The organism is Nocardiopsis camelliae (genome assembly GCF_028993595.1).
GTDB lineage: Bacteria > Actinomycetota > Actinomycetes > Streptosporangiales > Streptosporangiaceae > Nocardiopsis > Nocardiopsis dassonvillei.
The window spans coordinates 1,084,662-1,105,310 of record NZ_CP118614.1 but is presented as its reverse complement, the minus strand read 5'-3'; the positions used below and the strand labels follow the sequence as shown (position 1 = coordinate 1,105,310).

20 protein-coding genes are annotated in these 20,649 nt (G+C 72.8%); 1 reads left to right on the top strand and 19 read right to left on the bottom strand.

Translation table 11 applies throughout. The features are described from left to right. Window positions 1-122 precede the first annotated feature (122 nt). Window positions 123-1,082, bottom strand: a complete 960-nt coding sequence (gene rpsB, locus PV789_RS05140) for a 30S ribosomal protein S2 (protein ID WP_274976364.1) — start codon at window positions 1,080-1,082, stop codon at window positions 123-125. Window positions 1,083-1,371: 289 nt separating this feature from the next. On the opposite strand from rpsB, the gene PV789_RS05135 reads away from it, so the two are divergent. Then, window positions 1,372-2,016, top strand: a complete 645-nt coding sequence (locus PV789_RS05135) for a M23 family metallopeptidase (RefSeq protein ID WP_274976363.1) — start codon at window positions 1,372-1,374, stop codon at window positions 2,014-2,016. Between the two features lie 98 nt (window positions 2,017-2,114). Here PV789_RS05135 and PV789_RS05130 read toward each other — a convergent pair whose 3' ends face one another. From PV789_RS05130 to PV789_RS05045, 18 genes are all read right to left on the bottom strand, one after another. Continuing rightward, on the bottom strand, window positions 2,115-2,984 hold the full coding sequence (locus PV789_RS05130) for a tyrosine recombinase XerC (RefSeq protein WP_274976362.1): 870 nt from the start codon (window positions 2,982-2,984) through the stop codon (window positions 2,115-2,117). Between the two features lie 2 nt (window positions 2,985-2,986). Then, the gene (locus PV789_RS05125) at window positions 2,987-3,343 is read right to left on the bottom strand and encodes a RidA family protein (RefSeq protein WP_274976361.1); all 357 of its coding nucleotides are present in this window, start codon (window positions 3,341-3,343) and stop codon (window positions 2,987-2,989) included. Between the two features lie 444 nt (window positions 3,344-3,787). Continuing rightward, window positions 3,788-4,990 carry a DNA-processing protein DprA gene (locus PV789_RS05120; protein ID WP_498048826.1) on the bottom strand — a complete coding sequence of 401 codons (1,203 nt, stop codon included), beginning with the start codon at window positions 4,988-4,990 and terminating at the stop codon, window positions 3,788-3,790. Continuing rightward, window positions 4,987-6,510: a YifB family Mg chelatase-like AAA ATPase gene (locus PV789_RS05115; protein ID WP_274976360.1), complete on the bottom strand. Its 1,524-nt coding sequence runs from the start codon at window positions 6,508-6,510 to the stop codon at window positions 4,987-4,989. The genes PV789_RS05120 and PV789_RS05115 overlap by 4 nt, the downstream gene beginning before the upstream one ends. Next, window positions 6,510-6,875: a YraN family protein gene (locus PV789_RS05110; protein ID WP_274976359.1), complete on the bottom strand. Its 366-nt coding sequence runs from the start codon at window positions 6,873-6,875 to the stop codon at window positions 6,510-6,512. Before PV789_RS05110 ends, PV789_RS05115 begins: the two co-directional genes overlap by 1 nt. Before the next feature lie 178 nt (window positions 6,876-7,053). Continuing rightward, complete coding sequence (locus PV789_RS05105) at window positions 7,054-7,383, bottom strand: DUF2469 domain-containing protein (RefSeq protein ID WP_274976358.1); 330 nt, start codon at window positions 7,381-7,383, stop codon at window positions 7,054-7,056. 206 nt (window positions 7,384-7,589) lie between these two features. Then, on the bottom strand, window positions 7,590-8,465 hold the full coding sequence (gene lepB / locus PV789_RS05100; RefSeq protein ID WP_274976357.1) for a signal peptidase I: 876 nt from the start codon (window positions 8,463-8,465) through the stop codon (window positions 7,590-7,592). Between the two features lie 92 nt (window positions 8,466-8,557). Next, window positions 8,558-8,902 (bottom strand): 50S ribosomal protein L19, encoded by a 345-nt coding sequence (gene rplS, locus PV789_RS05095; protein WP_019608682.1) that lies wholly within the window; start codon window positions 8,900-8,902, stop codon window positions 8,558-8,560. A 185-nt stretch (window positions 8,903-9,087) separates the two neighbouring features. Next, window positions 9,088-9,852 carry a tRNA (guanosine(37)-N1)-methyltransferase TrmD gene (trmD, locus tag PV789_RS05090; protein ID WP_274976356.1) on the bottom strand — a complete coding sequence of 255 codons (765 nt, stop codon included), beginning with the start codon at window positions 9,850-9,852 and terminating at the stop codon, window positions 9,088-9,090. 11 nt (window positions 9,853-9,863) lie between these two features. Further along, window positions 9,864-10,376, bottom strand: a complete 513-nt coding sequence (gene rimM, locus PV789_RS05085; protein ID WP_212641390.1) for a ribosome maturation factor RimM — start codon at window positions 10,374-10,376, stop codon at window positions 9,864-9,866. A 137-nt stretch (window positions 10,377-10,513) separates the two neighbouring features. Beyond that, window positions 10,514-10,756, bottom strand: a complete 243-nt coding sequence (locus PV789_RS05080; protein WP_013151282.1) for an RNA-binding protein — start codon at window positions 10,754-10,756, stop codon at window positions 10,514-10,516. Window position 10,757: 1 nt separating this feature from the next. Further along, window positions 10,758-11,222, bottom strand: a complete 465-nt coding sequence (gene rpsP / locus PV789_RS05075) for a 30S ribosomal protein S16 (RefSeq protein ID WP_013151281.1) — start codon at window positions 11,220-11,222, stop codon at window positions 10,758-10,760. Window positions 11,223-11,625: 403 nt separating this feature from the next. Then, a complete protein-coding gene (ffh, locus tag PV789_RS05070; RefSeq protein ID WP_274976355.1) occupies window positions 11,626-13,221 on the bottom strand; it encodes a signal recognition particle protein in 1,596 nt (531 codons plus the stop codon). 162 nt (window positions 13,222-13,383) lie between these two features. Further along, window positions 13,384-14,598 carry a LolA-like protein gene (locus PV789_RS05065; protein WP_274976354.1) on the bottom strand — a complete coding sequence of 405 codons (1,215 nt, stop codon included), beginning with the start codon at window positions 14,596-14,598 and terminating at the stop codon, window positions 13,384-13,386. Window positions 14,599-14,999: 401 nt separating this feature from the next. After that, window positions 15,000-16,340, bottom strand: a complete 1,341-nt coding sequence (locus PV789_RS05060; protein ID WP_274976353.1) for an ammonium transporter — start codon at window positions 16,338-16,340, stop codon at window positions 15,000-15,002. Window positions 16,341-16,810: 470 nt separating this feature from the next. Beyond that, window positions 16,811-17,995, bottom strand: a complete 1,185-nt coding sequence (gene ftsY, locus PV789_RS05055; RefSeq protein ID WP_274976352.1) for a signal recognition particle-docking protein FtsY — start codon at window positions 17,993-17,995, stop codon at window positions 16,811-16,813. 130 nt (window positions 17,996-18,125) lie between these two features. Then, complete coding sequence (locus PV789_RS05050) at window positions 18,126-19,160, bottom strand: FecCD family ABC transporter permease (protein WP_274976351.1); 1,035 nt, start codon at window positions 19,158-19,160, stop codon at window positions 18,126-18,128. Between the two features lies 1 nt (window position 19,161). Then, on the bottom strand, window positions 19,162-20,163 hold the full coding sequence (locus PV789_RS05045) for an ABC transporter substrate-binding protein (protein ID WP_274976350.1): 1,002 nt from the start codon (window positions 20,161-20,163) through the stop codon (window positions 19,162-19,164). Window positions 20,164-20,649 lie beyond the last annotated feature (486 nt).

Genomic DNA, 20,649 nt, shown 5'->3' with positions numbered 1-20,649 from the left:
CTGTTCTCGGATTCCCTTGGAGTGGAGAGTCTGTACGGAAAGTGGAGCTGATCCGGTCCCGGGCACCGAGCGGCCGCCCCGCCGGGAGCGGCGGGGCGGCGACGGTGCTCGGGGGCACGGGACTACTCGGCGTCGGGGGCCTTCGCGGGCGCGTCGACCGGGGAGTCCTCGGAGGTGGCCTCGGCCGGGGCCTCGGCGGCGACCTCGTCGGCCGGGGCGACGGCGGCGGTCTCGGCCGGAGCCTGCTCGGCGGCGGTCTCGGCGGCCTCGACGGGAGCCTGCTCGGCGGGGGCCTCGGCCGAGTCGGCCTTGCCCTCCAGGAGCTCGCGCTCCCACTCGGCCAGGGGCTCCTCGGCGGACTTGCGCTCGCCGGAGGCCTCGGAGGCGCCGGAGCGGGCCATGAGACCGTCGGCGACGGCGTCGGCGACCACGCGGGTGAGCAGGCTGACGCTGCGGATGGCGTCGTCGTTACCCGGGATCGGGTAGTCGACCTCGTCCGGGTCGCAGTTGGTGTCCAGGATGGCCACCACCGGGATGTTCAGCTTGCGAGCCTCGCTGATCGCGATGTGCTCCTTCTTGGTGTCCACGATCCAGACCGCGCTGGGCACGCGGGACATGTCGCGGATACCGCCGAGGGTGCGCTCCAGCTTCTCCTTCTCACGGCGAAGGTTGAGGAGCTCCTTCTTGGTGAGCGAGGAGCCGGCGACGTCGTCGAAGTCGATCTCCTCCAGCTCCTTGAGGCGCTGGAGCCGCTTGTGCACGGTGGAGAAGTTGGTGAGCATGCCGCCCAGCCAGCGCTGGTTGACGTAGGGCATGCCGACGCGGCGGGCCTGCTCGTCGATGGCCTCCTGCGCCTGCTTCTTGGTGCCGACGAACAGGACGGTGCCGCCGTGGGCGACCGTCTGCTTGACGAACTCGTAGGCGCGGTCGATGTAGGCCAGCGACTTCTGGAGGTCGATGATGTAGATGCCGTTGCGCTCGGTGAAGATGAAGCGCTTCATCTTGGGGTTCCAGCGACGGGTCTGGTGCCCGAAGTGGACGCCGCTCTCCAGGAGCTGGCGGATCGTCACGACTGTGGCCATGACCTGGTCCTCCTTGAGGTGGCGGGGAGGGACCCCGCCCTCGGTTGTTCCTGACGCCCCGGCCGTACCGCCGCACCGCCCGGAGGCGGCACGGACCGCGGGTGCGGCCCCTCGCTGAGGAGGCTCGTGGACGTGCGTATTGTGATCGGCCCGACGGGCCACAGATGATTCTATCCTCCATCGGGAATACGTCGGGACCTGCGCCGCGTCGCGCCCCTTCCGCGGCGGGGCCGTCCACAGGCGCCGACTCCCCCTGGCGTCGCGGCCCCCGCGCCCGGACCCTGGAGGTATGGCCCCCTCGCTGCTCCTGACCCTGTCCCTGGCGCTCTCGCTCCTGTCCCCGCACCACCCCGCCGAGGCCGACTGGCGCTGGCCGGTGGACCCGCCGGTCGAGGTGCTGCGCCCCTTCGACCCGCCCGAACAGCGCTGGCTGCCCGGGCACCTGGGCGTGGACCTGGCCGCGGAGCCCGGCCGGGAGGTCCGCGCGGCCGGGGCCGGGCGGGTGCACTTCGCGGGCCGGGTGGCGGGCGCACCGCTGGTGAGCGTGGCGCACGGCGACCTGCGCACCACCTATCTGCCGGTGGAGTCCGACCTGGCCCGCGGCGACCCGGTCGCCGCCGGGGACGTCCTGGGCACGCTCGCCGCCGCGCCGCCGCACTGCCCGGACCGGCCCTGCCTGCACTGGGGCCTGCTCCGCGGCGACGCCTACCTCGACCCGCTCTCCCTGCTCGGCCTGGGGCGGTTCCGCCTGCTGCCGGTCCCGCCGACCGCGTCGCCGCACGGGAGCGGACGGCCCCGCCGGAGCCGCACCGGCCTTGGAGCGGACGGCTCCCGGGCGCCGGGCCGCCCCGTGCGCGCGGTGTCGCGTCCGCGCCCGCCCGACCACCGCCGCGGAGAGGGACGCGGGCACACGGTACGCCGACCGGACACGTGACCCCACACCGCTTCGGCCGCGCATCCGGCGGGGGGACACGGACGCACGGTACGCAGGCCGGGCGCGCCGGGGCGAGCCCGAGGCGGCGCGGGGAGCGGTCAGGCGCGGGGGTGGGCCCGGCGGTAGGTGTCGCGCAGGCGCTCCACGGACACGTGGGTGTAGATCTGCGTGCTGCGCGGGCTGGCGTGGCCCAGGAATTCCTGCACGCTGCGCAGGTCGGCGCCGCCGTTGAGCAGGTGGGTGGCCGCGCTGTGCCGCAGACCGTGCGGCGCGCTGTCCGCGCCGACGGCGCGCAGGTGGGCGTGCACGTCCTCGCGGGCCTGGCGGACGCCCAGGCGGCCGCCCCGCGCCCCCAGGAACAGCGCGGAGCCGCTGGCGGCGCCCGCCATCTCCGGGCGTCCGCCGGACAGCCAGGCGTCGAGGGCGTCCAGGGCCGGACCGCCCACGGGGACCGTGCGCTCCTTGGCCCCCTTGCCCAGGACCCGCACGGTGTCGCGTTCGCGGTCCACGTCGGCGAGGTCCAGGGCGCACAGCTCGGCGACGCGCACACCGGTGGCGTAGAGCGTCTCCACCACCGCGCGGCGGCGCAGGCCGGTCGGGGTCTGCTCGGTCTCCCCCGCGAGCGCCGCGGCGGCCTGGCGCTCGTCGAGCACCGTGGGCAGGGAGCGCTGCTGCGCCGGGCTGGCCAGGCGCGGGCCGGGGTCCGCCGCCAGCACGCCCTCGCGGTGCAGGAACCGGGTGAACGCGCGGACCGCGGCCACGCGGCGGGCCACGGAGGCGCGGCCGACGCCCGCGTCGCGGGCACGGGACAGCCACCCGCGTACCAGGTCCACGTCCAGGTCCCGCACGTCCCGCCCCCGCTCCTCCAAGTACGCGAGGAGGGAGCGCAGGTCGGCCAGGTAGCCGCGCACGGTGTGGGGCGAGCGCCCCAGCTCGCCCGACAGGTGCGCGGCGAAGCGCTCCAGCACGCCTACCTCCCGGAGGGCAGGCAGGCGACCCCCTCGACCTCCACGAGGTAGGTGGGGTCGACCAGGCCGCTCACCTCCACCAGGGAAGCGGCGGGCAGGTGTCCGTCGGGCAGGCACTCGACCAGGGCCGAGCGGAACTCCTCCAGGTCGGAGATGTGGCGCAGGTAATAGGTGAGCTTGACCAGGTGGCCCAGGTCCGCGCCGTGGCGGGACAGGACGGCCTCCAGGTTGCGGAAGATCTGGCGCGTCTGCCCCCCGACGTCCCCGGCGACCTCTCCCCCGGGCCCCTCGGGGGTCTGTCCGGAGACGAACAGCAGCGGCCCGTCCGCCACCAGGGCGTCACTGTAGGGTTTGGTCATGGCGTCACCGTACCCGTCCCGCGGGGTGCGTTACCGTCGCCGCACGCCGGTCCGCGTGCCGCCCCGGCCGGGACCGCGTACCGGCTTCTCCTCGCGCGCCGGAGAGCCGGACGGGCGTGCGCGGGCCACGGAGCGTACGCGGCGAGTGGGACGCGTCCGCGCCGGACCGTGCAGGCCGCGACCGTCAACGACGTCGTGAGGTGGAGCCCGGCCCCACCGGACCGGGCAGGCCGCGACGCTTCACCGCCTCAGCCCGGTATCTGTCCGGCGACCCCCGACCTCTGCGGACCGTCGGCGGACGCTGTGAGCGGGCCACCGACCGCGACCGTCCACGGCGCCCCACGGCCTCGACCGGGCAGCTGTCCGGCGGCACCGACCGCTGACCGCTGCGGCCCGACGGAGAACCCTGTGAACCGGTCACCGGCCCCGACCGCCTCCGCCCACTCACTGCGGCAGCCGCCAGCCCGCGGGGCAGCGCTCCACCAGCCCGGCCGCGGCCAGCATCCCCAGGGAGCGCAGGGTCCTCTCCAGACGGGTCCCGCTGGCCACGGCGATCACCGCAGGTCCGGCGCCGGACCGGGTCACCGCCGCCAGGACCCGGGCGCTGTCCTGGTCGAGCTCGGCCGACACCCGCAGCGGCCCGGTCTCCGGCGGCAGCTCCCCCAGCGCGCTCACCTGGGCGACGACGTCGTCCGCGCAGGTGACGCAACCCGCGTTCCAGTCGCGGAGCAGCAGGTGGCAGCCCACCGACATCGCCGAGGTGACCGGGCCGGGGACCGCCATCAGCACCCGGTTGAGCTCGGCGGCGTGCGAAGCGGTGTTGAGCGCCCCGCTGCGCCGTCCGGCCTCCACCACCACCGTGCCCGGGGTGAGCGCGGCGATCAGCCGGTTGCGGACCAGGAAGTCCGGTGCGCGCGGGGTGGCGCCCACCGGCCGCTCGCTCACCAGCACCCCGGTGCGGGCCACGTCGGCGAACAGGCCCGCGTGCCCGCGCGGGTAGTCCACGTCCAGCCCGCAGGCCAGCACCACGACCGTGCCGCCGTGGGCCTGGGCCGCCCGGTGCGCGGCCCCGTCGATCCCGTAGGCCCCGCCGGAGACCACCACGACCGCGCGCTCGGCCAGCTCGTAGGCCATCTCCGCCGCCACGTGCTCCCCGTAGGGCGTGGCCGAGCGCGCACCCACTACAGCCACCGAGCGCAGGCACAGGTGACGCAGGTCCCCCGCGCCGCGCACCCACAGTCCGTGCGAGCGCCGCCCGCCGGGCAGGTCCAGTTCGTCGAGGCGGCCGGGCCACTCGGGATCCCGCGGCGCCACGAAGCGGATGCCGGACGCCGCCGAGTCGCCGAGCAGTCCGTCGGCATCCACCGCCCGTGCCGCGGCGCCCCACCGTGCCCACCTGCGCTCCAGCAGGGTCTGCGCCTCCGGCCCCGGGCCGTCCTCCCCTGCTCCGACGGGCACCGTGGGCGGGTGCGCCCCCGCCACCAGCAGCGCCCACACCCGTTCCGCGCCGTGCTCGGCGAGCATCGCCCCCAGCCACAGGTCCCCCGGCAGGGCCACCGCCGTCAGGCAGGCCCGCGCCCGCGCGTCCGCCTCGTCCTCCGCGTCCCGCACCGTTCCCCCGCTCCCCTCCGTCGTGTCCGTGCTCACCACGCGCGCCCCGCCCAGAGCGCGAAGGCGTAGGCCGCCTCCTCCTCGCCGGGGCGGTCCCGGTCGGCGAGGTCGGCCAGGGTCCAGGCGACCCGCAGGGCGCGGTCCACCCCCCGGGCGCTGATCTGTCCGAGGTCCATCGCTCTGCCCAGCACCCGCAGCGCGGCCGACTCCACCGGGAACTCCCGGCGCAGCTGCGCCCCGGGGATGGCCGCGTTGGTGGTCCAGGGCGTGTGCGCCAGCCTTTCGGCGGCGCGGCCGCGGGCCTTCTCCACCCGGGCGGCCACCACCTCGGAGGACTCGGCGAAGACGCGGTCGGCGAGCAGCTCGGCCCTCGACACCGGTTCCAGCTCCACCTTGAGGTCGATCCGGTCCAGCAGGGGCCCGGACAGGCGGGAGAAGTAGCGGCGCCGCTCACCGGCGGGGCAGGTGCACAGGGCGCCGGGCTTGGCGCAGGGGCAGGGGTTGGCGGCCATCACCAGCTGGAAGCGGGCCGGGAAGGTCACCGTCGAGGAGGCGCGGGCCAGGACCACCTCGCCGCGCTCCAGGGGTTCGCGCAGGGAGTCCAGCACCCCGCGCCCGAACTGCGGGGCCTCGTCGACGAAGAGCACGCCGCGGTGGGCCTTGGACACCCAGCCGGGCGTGGGGTAGCCGCTGCCGCCGCCGATGATCGAGGCCCGGGTGGAGGTGTGGTGCGGCGCCGCGAAGGGAGGCGCGGTGACCAGGGGCGCGCCGGGCGGCAGCATGCCCGCCACGGAGTGGATCGCGGTGGCCTCCAGCGCCTCGGCGGGGCTGAGCGGGGGCAGCACGGTGGGCAGGCGTTCGGCGAGCAGGCTCTTGCCGGTGCCGGGAGGCCCCAGCATCATGAGGTTGTGGCCTCCGGCCGCGGCGATCTCGACCGCGCGGCGGGCCACCGGCTGGCCCAGGACGTCGGACAGGTCGGGTCCCTGGCCGCGCGGCTCCCGGGGACGGGGCGCGGCCTCCTCCTCGTGCGCCTCGGGGAAGTACTCCCCGCGCAGCCACTGGCACAGGTCCACCAGGCTGTCCACCGCCGTCACCTCGGCACCGGGCACCAACCGGGCCTCGGCGGCGTTCCCCCGCGCGACGACGAACCTGCGGTAACCCTGCGCGGCGGCCGACACGACCGCCGGGAGGACTCCCAGCACCGGCCGCGCCCGGCCGTCCAGCCCCAGTTCGGCGATGAGGACGCTGTCCTCCAGCCGCTCCACCGGCACCGAGCCCGCCGCGGCCAGGACGGCGGCGGCGATGGCCAGGTCGAACAGGCTCCCGGACTTGGGCAGGCTGGCCGGGGACAGGCTGATGACGATCTGGCCGCTGGGCCACTCCTCGCCGCTGTTGACGACGGCGGCGCGGATGCGGTCCCTGGCCTCGCGGAGCGCGGCGTCGGGCAGCCCCACCAGGGTCACCCCGAAGTCGCCGCCGCCCAGGTGCACCTCGACCTCGACGATGTGCCCCTGGACGCCCAGCAGGGCGATGCAGCGGGTACGGGCGAGCGTCATCATGCCATCCCCCGCTCATGGGAGACGAACACGCGCCCGCCGCTGATCAGGACGCAGACGCCGTCCACGCGCAGGGGGTGGGCGGGCACCCGGTGCCGGACCGCCCAGGCGTGTCCGAGGCGGCGCAGGCGGCGCCGCTTGTCGGGGGTGATGGCCTCCACCGGGTGCCCGTGCCGGACAGAGGTACGGGTCTTGACCTCCGCGACGACCAGGACGGGGCCGTCCCGGGCCACGATGTCGATCTCCCCGTCGGGGATGCGCCAGTTGCGGGCGACCACCCGCATCCCGGCGCGTCGGAGGAAGGCCACGGCGAGGTCCTCGCCACGGCCGCCCAGCGTCCTTCGGTACTCGGCCCACCGTTCCAAGGTCGACCACCTCCCGTAACCACGGTCGGTGATCGCCGTTCACGGCGCCAGGGCCTGTTCCCTCCTGTGGAAAACCCCGGCGGCGTCCGGGGGGACCCGTCCCGGAGGAGGCCGGAACCCGGGGGCCGGAACCCGGGGGCCGGAACCCGGGGGTCTGCCCGGCCGCCCGGCGGCCGGATCAGCTCTGCTCGCCCCCCTCGGCGGGCGGCATCTCCAGGTCGGCCTTGGTGATCTCCTCAACGTTGACGTCCTTGAACGTCACCACGCGGACGTTGCGGACGAACCTCGCCGGACGGTACATGTCCCAGACCCAGGCGTCCTCCATCACGACCTCGAAGTACATCTCCCCGTTCTCGGTCGAACGCGGCTGGAGGTCGACGTGGTTGGTGAGGTAGAACCGCCGCTCGGTCTCCACCACGTAGCTGAACAGACCGACGACGTCGCGGTACTCGCGATAGAGCTGGAGCTCCATCTCGGCCTCGTACTTCTCCAGGTCCTCAGAACTCATCCACGCGCTCGCTTTCGTCGCACTCTCCGGTCGTGGTGTGCCGGTCCCCTCCCACCCGGACACCGCCGACGGCCGGGATGTTCCCGGTCGACGGCGGCCCCGCGCGTCGGGGGACGCCGATACCGTCCAGCCTCCATCATGCGTCACGGAAGGGCCCCGTGTACTCCGCCGTGCGGATTTTCTCGCCGGACCGCCCGCGCGGTGCGTCACTCGTCCGCGGCGTTGAGCTCCTCGAAGGACTCCGGGACGCTGAGCGGGCCGATCTGCCCGACCGGCCAGATGATCACGAAGGCCCGCCCCACGACGTGGTCGATCGGGACCGCGCCGCCGCCGGGGTTGTTCTGGTTGAGCCGCGAGTCGGAGGAGATCGCCCGGTGGTCCCCCATCAGCCACAGGTGTCCCTCGGGCACCTCGATCGGGCCGAACTCGGTGTGCGTGGCCACGCTGCCCGGGTACAGGTAGGCCTCCTCTTCGAGGGGGACGCCGTTGACCAGGACGCGGTTCTGCTCGTCGCAGCACTCCACGGTGTCACCGGGCAGGCCGATGACCCGCTTGATGTACTCCTTGCCCGTGGGCGCCGCGCCCAACTGCTGCTGCACCCACGTGAACGCGGCCGAGACCGGGTTGGTGGGCTCCGGGACCGACACGGTGTTCGGATCGTCCCAGGACCCGTTGCCGTCGAAGACGACCACCTCGCCGCGCTCGATGTCGCGGAGCTCGTAGACGACCTTGTTGACGAGTACCCGGTCACCGACGAGGAGTGTGTTCTCCATCGAGGTGGAGGGAATGTAGAAGGCCTGCACCAGCCAGGTTCTGATCACGAACGCCAGGACCACGGCGATCACGATCAGGACGGGGAGTTCCTTCCAGAACGACCCCTTCTTCTCGGCGCTCTGGGACTTGCTCATCTCGTCGTCCGCCCCCTCCTCCGACTCCTCGCCGTCGGCACCGGAGACAGCACTGGCTCCCGAGCTCTCGTGAGCTCGGGAGCCAGTGGCGGAGTCGTGCTCCTCCGGACCGGGCTGGGCGGATTCCTCGTCCTGGACCCCGTCCGAGCCGAGGTCCTTCTCGTCTTTGCTCATCGAGCCGAAGCCTATCCTGCCTCCCTGGCGGGAGCGGAGAGATTCGACACGGAAAAACGCCGGGAGGAAGCCCCGGAACACCCGGTCGCGGACTAGCGGCGCTCGCGGATGCGGGCGGCCTTGCCGCGCAGGTCGCGCAGGTAGTACAGCTTGGCGCGACGCACGCGGCCGCGGGCGGCGACCTCGTACTTCTCGATGGCCGGGGTGTGGATCGGGAAGGTGCGCTCCACACCCACGCCGTAGCTCACCTTGCGGATGGTGAAGGTCTCGCGGTTGCCCGAGCCCTGGCGGCGGATGACGACGCCCTTGAAGACCTGGACACGGGTACGGTTGCCCTCGGTCACACGGACGTGGACGTTGAGGGTGTCACCCGGACGGAACTCCGGGACGTCGGAACGAAGCTGGGCCTTCTCCAGCTCCTGAATGGCGGTGTGCATCTCGCGAATCCTCATCGATAGCGCTCCGCGTCCTGCTCCCCTGCGGGGGAGGGGGTACGCGGGCGAGGGCCCGAATGGGTCTGTACTGTCGAACCGCCCGGGTGACCGTCACAGAGGCCGACGTCGTACCGCCGGCATGCGGATGCCGCCGGTCACCGAGGGGAACCCACCCAGTTTGCCACATCTCAGGTGGCGTCTCGAACGGCCTCCTCGGCCAGGACCTCCCGGTCGCGCCGGTCCAGCGCCTCCTCGGGCAGGGCCTCCGCCAGGTCGGGGCGGTTGCGCGCGGTCTTGCGCAGGGCCTGGTCGCGGCGCCAGCGGTCCACGGCGCCGTGGTTGCCCGACAGCAGCACCGGCGGCACCTCCCGGCCGCGCCAGGTGGCGGGCTTGGTGTAGACCGCCCCCTCCACGAGGTTCTCCATACCGCCGGAGGCGAAGGAGTCCTGCACCGCGGACTCGGTGTTGCCGAGGACGCCCGGCAGCAGCCGGGTGATCGCCTCGACCATCACCAGCGTCGCGGACTCGCCGCCGTTGAGCACGTAGTCGCCGATGCTGACCTCCTCGACGGGCATCCGCTCCGCGGCGTCAGCCGCGACCCGCGAGTCGATGCCCTCGTAGCGGCCGCAGCCGAAGACCAGCCGCTCCTCCTTGGCCAGGCGCTCGGCGTCGGCCTGCCGGAAGGGGCGGCCGCTGGGAGTGGGCAGGATCAGCCGCGCGGGGCCCTCCCCCACGACCTCGTCCAGCGCCTCGCCCCACGGCTCGGGCTTCATGACCATGCCGGGGCCGCCGCCGTAGGGGGTGTCGTCCACGGTGTTGTGGCGGTCGTGGGTCCAGGTGCGCAGGTCGTGCACGCGCACGTCGAGCAGCCCGGACACGCGGGCCCTGCCGATCAGGGACAGGTCCAGGGGGCCGAAGTACTCGGGGAAGATGCTGATGATGTCGATGCGCACGGCGCGCCCCTTCAGTCGGCGAGGTCGAGCAGGCCGGGCGGCGGGTCGATGACGATCCGGCCGCCGGCCACGTCCACCTCGGGGACCAGGGCCGCCACGAAGGGCACGAACACCTCCGCGCCGTCCGGGGTGGTCACCACCAGGAGGTCCTGCGCGTGGTGGAGCACGTCCGCGACCGTGCCGACCGGCTCCGCGCCGGTGGTCACCGCGGCCAGGCCGATGAGTTCGTGGTCGTGGAACTCGTCCGGGTCGTCCAGCGGCGGGATGTCCTCGGAGTCCACGAGCAGGGCGGTGCCGCGCAGCCCCTCGGCGGCGTCTCGGTCGGCCACGCCCTCGAAGCGCACGAGCAGGCGGCCGCTGTGGCGGCGCGTGGAGACGACGGTGAGCGGACCGGCCCCGGCCGGGTCGGTGTCCAGCACGGAGCCGTCGGCGAACCGGGCTGCGGGGTCGTCCGTGCGCACGTCCACGGCGACGTCGCCGCGGACTCCGTGCGCGCGGCCGATCCGGCCGACAACGAGTCGCATGGGGATTCTTCCTTCCGCCCCTCGGGGGGTGAGAAAACTGTGCCCGGGACCGGGCGCGTGCGGTGGGCACGGGCTCCGGAGTCCCGGGCACGGGTGCGGGGCGCCGACCGCTGGCGGTCGGCGCCCCGAGAGGCGCGTCAGCGCACTTCGTGCAGGTCCAGCAGGTCCACGCGGACGTAGCGGCCCCCGGCCAGGGCGCCGATGACGGTCCGCAGGGACTTGGCGGTGCGGCCGTTGCGGCCGATCACCTTGCCGAGGTCGTCGGGATGGACCCGGACCTCCAGGACTTTGCCCTTGCGGAGCCTCTTGGCTCTCACCTGGACGTCGTCGGAGTTCGCAACGATCCCCTTCACGAGGTGCTCAAGCGCCTCTTCCAGCACGTCAGGCCTCGCCCTCGGACTTCTCAGTCTCGGTGGTCTCAGCGGTCTCGGCGGGCTTGTCCGCCTTGTCCGCCTTCTTCTCGGACTTGCGGCCCTTGCCCTTGCCCTCGGCGCCGGGGAGCACGAGCTCCTTCAGAGCGGCCTGGAAGGCGGCTTCCTTGGCCTCGGGGTCCTTGGCCTCGGCGACCTGGAGCGGAGCCGGGGCGGGCAGGCCCTTGAACTTCTGCCAGTCACCGCTCTTGCGCAGGAGGACCTTGACCGCGTCGGAGGGCTGGGCGCCCACGGACAGCCAGTACTGGACCCGCTCGGAGTCGACCTCGATGAGGCTCGGGTGCTCCTTGGGGTGGTACTTGCCGATCTCCTCGATCGCCTTGCCGTCCCGCTTGGTGCGGGCGTCGGCGACGATGATGCGGTACTGGGGCGTACGGATCTTGCCCATACGCTTGAGCTTCAGTTTGACAGCCACTGGAGTGGTCTTCTCCCGATTAACGGTGTAAGGCGCCCGGCGGCGAAACCACGTGGGGTTGCGGCACCCGACGGGACAGACGTGGGTGGCGGGCTAGTTAGAGGGCTGGCCCGGCACCGTTAGTCGACTACTCATTGTGCCAGACGCGGACGTGTTCCCCGGACACGACACCGGCGACACCCGCGCACGGATCGGTGGCGGACACGGAGACGGCCCGTCCCCGGAACGTGGACGGGCCGCCCCGCCCGGTCTCCCGGGCGGCGCCAACCGCCCGTCTCCGAGGAGACGGGCACGCGGCCCGGGCCCTGGGCCCGCCCGCGTCCGCGGTGCGGTCGGCTGCGCCACACGCATGGTAGCGCTCGGTCCCTCGGCCGACGGGCGCGAGGGCCGGTACCGGCCGCGCCTACTTCTTGGGCAGCTTGAAGTTGGACAGGTCGGGCATGTTGGGACCGCCGAAGCCGGGCGGGAGCGTGGGCTGGCCGCCGCCCCCCAGGCCCGGGGGCAGCTGCGGCGGCTGCTGGCCGCCCTCCTCCTGGCGGCGCTGGCGCTCGGCCGCGCGGTCGGCCTCCTGCTGACGGGCCTTCATCGGGTTGCCGCTGCGCTGCTTGCCCTTCTTGGCCTTCTTGGCCTGGGCCTTGGCCTTCTTGCGGTTGGCGCCGCCCATGCCCGGCATCCCGGGCATACCCGGCATGCCGCCGCCGCTCTTCATCTTGCGCATCATCTTCTGCGCCTCGAAGAAGCGGGTGACCAGGCCGTTGACATCGCTGACCTGGGTGCCCGAACCGTTGGCGATGCGCAGGCGGCGCGAGCCGTTGATCATCTTGGGGTTGGCGCGCTCGCCCGGGGTCATCGACTGGATGACGGCCTGGATGCGGTCCAGGTCCTTGTCGTCGATGCTGTCGATCTGCTCGCGCATCTGGCCCATGCCGGGCATCATGCCGAGCAGGTTGCCGATCGGGCCGAGCTTGCGGACCATCTGCATCTGCTGGAGGAAGTCGTCGAGCGTGAAGTCCTCGTCCGACGCCATGGTCGAGGCCATCTTCTCGACCTCGGCCTCGTCGAACGTGCGCTGGGCCTGTTCGATGAGGGTGAGGACGTCACCCATGTCCAGGATGCGCGAGGCCATCCGGTCCGGGTGGAAGAGGTCGAAGTCCTCCAGCTTCTCGCCGGTGGACGCGAACATGATGGGACGGCCGGTGATGTGGCGGATGGACAGGGCCGCGCCGCCGCGCGCGTCGCCGTCGAGCTTGGTGAGCGCGACCGCGTCGTAGCCGACCCCGTCGAGGAAGGCCTGCGCGGTGTTGACCGCGTCCTGGCCGATCATCGCGTCGACGACGAAGAGGATCTCGTCCGGGTTGACCGCGTCGCGGATGTCCGCGGCCTGCCGCATCATCTCGCTGTCCACGCCGAGACGGCCAGCGGTGTCGATGATCACCACGTTGTGGTTGTTGCGGCGGGCGTGCTCGACGGACTCGCGGGCGACCTGGACGGGGTCGCCGACGCCGTTGCCGGGCTCGGGCGCGAACACGGGGGTCCCGGCGCGCTCACCGACCACCTGGAGCTGCGTGACGGCGTTGGGGCGCTGGAGGTCGGCGGCGACCAGCAGCGGCGTGTTGCGGTCGGCGGCCAGCCACCGGGCGAGCTTGCCCGCCAGGGTGGTCTTACCGGCGCCCTGGAGGCCCGCGAGCATGATCACGGTCGGCGGGTTCTTGGCGAAGCGGATCTGCCGGGTCTCGCCGCCGAGGATCCCGACCAGTTCCTCGTTGACGATCTTGATGACCTGCTGGGCCGGGTTGAGGGCCTTGGAGACCTCCTCGCCCCGGGCGCGCTCCTTGATCCGCGCGATGAACTCGCGGACCACCGGCAGCGCGACGTCCGCCTCCAGCAGCGCGAGACGGATCTCCCGCGCGGTCGCGTTGATGTCCTCCTCGGACAGGCGCCCTTTACCGCGCAGCGAGGAGAAGACCGATGTCAGCCGGTCGGAAAGCGTCTCGAACACGAGTGTGGCCAGTCCTTCGTCTCGGAGTTGGTCTCCCAGCCTACCGGGCCGGGATCACCTCGCAGTATCACGAGGCGGGCGGGGCCGGAACAGGGCCGAGGGCGGGGACACCGTCCCCGCCCTCGGCCGCCGTGCGCTCGAATCAGCGCCCCGCGGGTACCTCTAGTTGCCCTCTTCCTCGGCCGTCTCCGACGCCTCCTCGGAGGGGGAGGCCCCACCCGACAGGGTGGCCTCGCGCTGCTCGGCGAGGGCCGCCAGCATCTCCTCCTGCTGGCCGCCGGTCAGGCCGCGCGTGGACAGCTGGGCCTCACCGTCGATGGGGTAGGTCTGCTGGACGGAGCTGACGATGTTGTAGTCGGCGCTGCACGAGAGCTCCAGCGTGCCGCCCGCCTCCAGGGTGCCGCTGTCCTCGCAGTTCTGCTCGCCGATGTCGGCGTTGCTGAAGGTGACGTCCATGCTCACGGCCACCTCGCCGCTGCCGTCGCCGCCCGCGTCGCGCACGGTCCCGGTCCAGGTGCAGTTGGGGCCGTCCTCGCACGTCATGGAGGGGCTGCCCTCCCAGCCGACCTCGATGCGGGCGTCCCGGGAGGAGGTCAGCTCCTCCTCGGTGGCGGTGGTGACGCCGTCGTAGAGCTCCTCGACGGCGGCGGTCTCGGCCTCGGCCAGGTCCAGGCGGACCTGGGGACCGGTCTCGGCCTCCTCGGGGACGAGCTCCTCGATGGCGATGCGCTGGATCTGGCTGGTCTCGGCGTTGATCCAGACCTGGTTGCGCTCGCCCGCCAGGTCGATCCGGTAGGTGAGCGTGCCGTCCAGGTTCTCCTCGACGGCCTCCTCCGAGTCCAGCTCGATGCCGCCCAGGATGGCGGAGAGCTCCGGCGGGGCCAGGGAGGCGCTCGGATTGAACCCGGCCTGGGCCGAGGAGGCCCGCACCCAGTTCCCGTCGAAGTCGTCGAAGTCGGGGCTGAAGACGCCCTGGTCGAGCCAGAAGTCCTCCGCGGCGCGCAGGAACATCCTGCCGTCCGCGCTGATCAGCTCGGCCTCGATCCCGTTGGCGCGGACGGTGCCGCTGGCCGTGCCGCTGTCGGCGACGGTCAGCGAGGCGTCGCGCACGTCGGCGGAGCCGACGCTCTCGGCCACCTGCCCGGTGGCGGTGAGCGCCGGGTAGGCGGCCAGGTCGGCCAGGGCCTGCTCCATCAGCGGCGCCGCGGCCACCGGCTCGGCGGCCGTCGGACTGGGCTCCTCCTCGCCGCCGCCCCCGGGGCGCAGGTGGCTGAGGTCGATGGAGCAGCCGGACAAGCCGAGGGCGACGACCGCGCCCGCGGCGGCGAGGGCCACGCGGCCGCCTCTGCGACCCGTGATGTGACTAACCGGCGCCATCTTGCCTCCTGACCCCGACATGTGGGGCACTGTACGAATCAGCATGGTTTCCGGGTGGACGGCGGGGTGGACGCGCCGGTCCCCGACCCGTTCCTGGTGTGGGATGCGAATGCGCGGCTCCCGGTTGTGCCGCGTGCCCCTTGTTCGGGGGGAGCCGGGAACGGGGCCGCCCGCGTGGCGGAGCCGTCGGTCGGGCGCCGTGCGCCCGGGCTCTACCGCCGTACCGCTCAGAGGGTACCGAACGGATACACAGGCCACAGCCAATACGGTGCCAGAAATGCCCATATATGCCATGAAAAGTGGCTGAGCACACGAACGGGGCTGACGGAGATCTCTCTCCGTCAGCCCCTGGACACCTCGCCGGGTCAGTGGCGCAAGGCCCGCGGCCTCGACGCTGAGGTCTAGGCCTTGGCCTTCGGCGAGGCCGTCTCCCCGCCCGGAGGCGTCGGCAGGGAGACCGCTTCCGTCGCGTCCTCGAGCTCGTCGAGTTCGTCGAAGGCGTAGGCGGACTCGGCGTGCAGCTCGTGGTCGAGCCCGTTGGTCTCCACCTCCTCGGGGATGCGGAACCCGATGACGAGGTGGATGACCTTGGCGATGACCCAGGTGACGGCGAAGGAGTAGAGCATGACGCCGATCACGGCGATGGCCTGGACGGCCAGCAGGCCGATGCCGCCGCCGTAGAGCAGGCCGTCGGAGCCGCCCGCCACACCCGCGGCGACGAGGCCGAGGATCAGGGAGCCGACGATGCCGCCGACCATGTGGATGCCCACCACGTCGAGCGCGTCGTCGTACTTGAACTTGAACTTCCAGCTGATGGCGTAGGCGCAGACCGCACCGGAGAGCAGGCCGACGGCGATGGCGCCGAGCGGCGTGACGTTGGCGGCGGCCGGGGTGATGGCGACCAGGCCCGCGACGGCGCCGGAGGCGAAGCCCAGCGCACTGACCTTGCCGTAGCGGAAGCGCTCGACGAGCATCCAGGCGCCGGTGGCGGCGGCGGTGGCGACCTGGGTGTTGACCAGGGCCAGGGCGGCGGTGCCGTCGGCGGCGTAGGCCGAGCCCGCGTTGAAGCCGAACCAGCCGAACCACAGGAGCGCGGTGCCCAGCAGGACGAACGGCAGGTTGTGGGGGCGCATCGACTCCGAGCCGAAGCCCTTGCGGCGGCCCAGGACGAAGGTCAGGGCCAGTGCGGCGGCGCCGGCGTTGATGTGCACCGCGGTGCCGCCCGCGAAGTCGATGACCGTGTAGCCGCCGATCTCCAGCTGCTCGATCCAGCCCTCGCCCCAGACCCAGTGGGCGACGGGGAAGTAGACCAGGAGCGCCCAGACCGGGACGAACAGCAGCCAGGCGCCGAACTTGGCGCGGTCGGCGATGGCGCCGCTGATGAGGGCCACGGTGATGACCGCGAACATCATCTGGAACCCGGCGTCGACCAGCAGCGGGTAGCCGCCGGTGCCGTCCTCGGCCGCAGGCTCGATCTCACCGATCAGGTTGGACAGGCCGACGTAGTCCAGGCCGCCGATGAAGGTGTCGAGCGCCCCGGGCCCGTCGGAGTAGGTGAGCGAGTGGCCGATGACGACCCAGAGCACGCTCACGACCGCGATGCTCGCGAAGCTCATCAGCATCATGTTGAGGACGCTCTTGGCCCGTGACATGCCTCCGTAGAAGAAGGCCAGGCCCGGGGTCATGAGCATCACGAGGGCTGCGCTGATCAGCAGCCACGCCGTGTTGCCGGAGTCAATCATTGCGTCGCCTCCATAGGACGGACGGGGGATTGTGTCTGTGAGGGCGGCGGTCAGCGAGCGCATCATCGGGCCCGATGCAGAACACCACGCAGGCAACTGTCGGACCGGGGTGTTTCTCGCCAGGACCCGGTGTGTTGCGCGCCGGTAAAAGGACAGACGGCAGTGTTAAGGCGTCATGAACCGAAGCCGCAGTCCGCGCGAACGCACGTGCACCGGCACAGAGCGACCCCTGTCACACCACCGGAGAGCGATTCCACGGTCGCGAAAGGTGACATCTCACGGGATCGGCGCGCACGCGGTCAGGTACCGGCGCCCCCGTGTTGCGCCGGGATTTCCACCACGTGTCGTGCATCACATCCGCGTTCCGACCGCCGGAGGGCCGGTCGCGGGAGGAGCGGACACCGGGAAGCCGGGTACGAAAAGGCCGGACACCCTTGCGGATGTCCGGCCGTGCGTCGTCGGGTCCCCCGTCACTCCGTGGACAGGATCGCGTCCACGAAGACCTCGGGGTCGAAGGGGGCCAGGTCGTCGGGGCCCTCGCCGAGCCCGACGAGCTTGACCGGCACGCCCAGCTCGCGCTGGACCTGCACGATGATGCCGCCCTTGGCGGTGCCGTCGAGCTTGGTCAGGGCGATGCCGGTGACGTTGACGACCTCGCCGAACACCCGGGCCTGGCGCAGGCCGTTCTGCCCGGTGGTGGCGTCCAGGACGAGCAGGACCTCGTCCACCTGGGACTTCTTCTCCACGACCCGCTTGACCTTGCCCAGCTCGTCCATGAGCCCGGTCTTGGTGTGCAGGCGTCCGGCGGTGTCGATGATGACGGTGTCGGCGCCCTCCTCCACGCCCCGCGCCACGGCGTCGAAGGCCACGCTGGCGGGGTCGGCGCCCTCCTCCTTGCGCACGACCGGGGCGCCCACGCGGTTGCCCCAGGTCTCCAGCTGCTCGGTGGCGGCGGCGCGGAAGGTGTCGGCGGCGCCGAGCACGACGCTGCGGCCGTCGCCGACCAGGACGCGGGCCAGCTTGCCGGTGGTGGTGGTCTTGCCGGTGCCGTTGACCCCGACCACCATGACCACGCCCGGGCGTCCGCCGTGCGGGCCGGTGTGCACGGCGCGGTCGGCCTCGGTGGTGATCTGGGCGAGCAGTTCCTCGCGCAGCAGCGTCCGCACCTCCTCCGTGCCGCGGGTGCCCAGGACCTTGACGCGGGTGCGCAGGTTCTCCACGATCTGCGCGGCGGAGGTCACGCCGATGTCGGCGGTGATGAGGGTGTCCTCGATCTCCTCCCAGGTGTCCTCGTCCAGGGAGTCGGAGGACAGGAGGTTGAGCAGGCCCTTGCCGAAGGCGTTCTGCGAACGGGCCAGGCGCGCGCGCAGGCGGACCATGCGCCCGGCCGAGGGCGGCGGGGTCTCCAGCTCCGGCGGGGCGGGTTCGACGGTCTCCCGCACGGGCGGGGGCGCCTGGGCGGGGGGCGTGCTGACGGTCCCCGAGTCCCGTTCCCGGTCCTCCACTGCGGTGGCCCCGGCGGCGCCGCCGGTGGGTTCGGGTTCGGTCTCGTCCTTGCCCGGTTCGACCGAGCGCCGGGTCGTGACCAGGAAGAACCCACCGGCGGCCAGGAGCACGACGGCGATGATGATGGCGACGAGCAAGGTGATGTCCATAGCACCTTCCAGTGTTCCAGAGTGTGCGACGCGTTCGCGTCACGGCCGGGTGGCGCGCCGGGAACGAAGCGGGTACCGGTGGCCCCCTCCCCTTCCCGGGCGCTCCGGAACCACCGGTGGCAGCGGGAACTCAGGTGCCGCGGTGGCGCGTGGTGCGCAGGATGAGCACGAAGAAGGGCGCGCCGAGGAAGGCGGTGACCACGCCGATGGGCAGTTCCGCGGGGGCGATGAGGGTCCGGGCGACGATGTCCACCAGGACCAGGAAGGCGCCGCCGAGGAGCACGGTGACCGGCAGGATCGCCCGGTAGTTGGAGCCCACCAGGCGGCGCACGACGTGCGGGACGACGATCCCCACGAAGCCGATCAGGCCGCTCACCGACACCGCGGCGGCCGTGGCCAGGGACGCGGCGCTGATCACCACGATGCGCACGGCGGCCGGGTTCAGTCCCAGGCTGACCGCCTTGTCGTCGCCCAGGGCGAGCATGTCCAGCAGGTAGCCGCTGGCCAGCAGGACGACCAGCCCGACCACCGCGTACGGGGCGACCAGCCGCACGTCGTCCCAGCCGCCCCTGCCGAGTCCGCCGAGCAGCCAGGCGAAGATGCGCTGGAGTTCGTCCACTCCCATCTGCTGGACGAGGGTCTGGGCGGCGGACAGGAACGAGGAGACGGCCACGCCCGCCAGGACGAGCGCGGCGGTGCCGCCCCCGCCCGCGGTGGACCCGAGCAGGTAGGCGGCGGCCACGCCGAGCAGGGCGCCCGCGAACGCGGCGACCGGGACCAGGGCGCGCGGGGAGTCGCTGAACTGCGCGCCGAAGACGATGACCGTCGTCGCGCCGAGCCCGGCCCCGGCGGCGGCGCCGAGGAGGTAGGGGTCGGCCAGCGGGTTGCGGAACACGCCCTGGTAGGCGCCGCCCGCGGTGGCCAGGAGGGCGCCGACGAGCGCGCCCATCACCACGCGCGGCAGGCGCAGCTCCACCAGGACGGCCGCCTCCCGTTCGGTGAGGGGGGATGGCGTACCGAACGGCAGGAGGCTGAGCAGGTGCCGGGCGATGTCGGCCGAGGAGAGGGAGGCCGCTCCGGCGGAGACGCCGAGCAGGGCCGCCGCGAACAGCACGGCCAGTCCGCCCGCGACCCACCCCAGCGGGAGGCCGACACCGCCCCGCACGTCAGTCCGCCGCGTTCTCGGTGACGGCCCGGCCGACCAGCTCGGCGAACTCGACCACGCGCGGCCCCCAGCGGGAGGCGATGTCGGCGTCGAGCAGGTAGACGGCGTCGTTCTGCACCGCGGTGACGGTGTCGAAGGCCGGGCGACCGGCCACGTCGGCGACCGTCGACTCGTCCCCGTAGGACAGGAAGACCAGGTCCGGGTTCTGCTCCACGACGTACTCCTGGGACAGCTGCGGGTAGCCGCCCGCGGCCCCGTCGGCGTCGGCCTCGTCGGCGATGTTGACCAGTCCGAAGGACGCGTAGACCTGGCCGACGAAGGTGTCGGAGGTGGCGGAGTAGGAGGTCTCGTCGAGCTCCTGGTAGAAGGACAGGCCGGCGTCGCCGGTCTCCTCGCACACGCCCTCGACGATCGCGTTGAACTCGTCCTCGACCCGGGTGGCCTCGGCGTCGGCCTCCTCGGTGTGGCCGGTGACGTCGCCGAGCATGCGGATCTGGGCGTAGGTGTCCTCCAGGTCCTGGGCGGCGTCCAGGACCAGCGACGGGACGCCGACGTCCTCCAGCTGGTCGGCGGTCGCCTCGGCGCTGCGGGCGAGCAGGACCAGGTCGGGGTCGTACTCGGTGATGGCCTCCACGCTGGGCTCGAAGCCGCTCAGCGAGGTGGTGGGGGCCTCCTCCGGGTAGTCGGAGTACTCGTCGGCGGCCTCGACCCGGTCGCCCGCGCCGATGGCGAAGAGCATCTCGGTGTGGCTGGCCGACAGGGAGACGATCCGCTCGGGGGCCTCCTCGACGGTGACCTCGCCGGTGGCGTCGGTGACGGTGACGGGGAAGGTGCCGTCGCCCACGGGCAGGCGCTCGGGGTCGGGCTCCGGGGGCCCGCAGGGGGCGGAGGCGGCCCCGGTGGCGGGCTCGGCCCCGGGCTCGCCGCCGTCCTGTGCACCGCAGGCGGTCAGGGCGAGCACGGCGCCGAGAAGGACGGGGGAAAGGTGGCGTGCGGTCCGCACGGTGCTCCTTGTCGGGCGGGGGGAAGGAGCTGCGCGGTCCCGACGGAGGCGGCCTGTCCTTCCCACGAGGACGGGGACGTCGGTGTCGGGGAGGCGACCTGGCTCGTCCCCCGAGGGGGCCTCACAGTTGCGGGACAGCGCCGGGTTGGACGGCCGGTTGTGGCCGCGCCACCGGACTTCGCTCCGTCGACACCGGTCGGGCCGCCCGTGGGCGGCCCGGAACCTCCAGCGTACTCGGCCCGCCGCGCACCCCCGCGGGCACCCCGGCGGCTACTCTGGCCTGCGCTTTCTCCGGCGGGGCCGCGCTCCTTCGCGGCGGGGAGGCCGGGAGGTCGCCGCGCGGGGACGAGCCATCCCCTTTCGCATCTTTTATTGCTTTCGCGAAAAAAGAGAAGAATGACCGTTTTGATTATGTCTGCAAAGCAGAGGGGTGGTTCAGGCCCCCGTGTGTCCAGATTGAGCCTTGGTGAGCATTGACACTTTCAT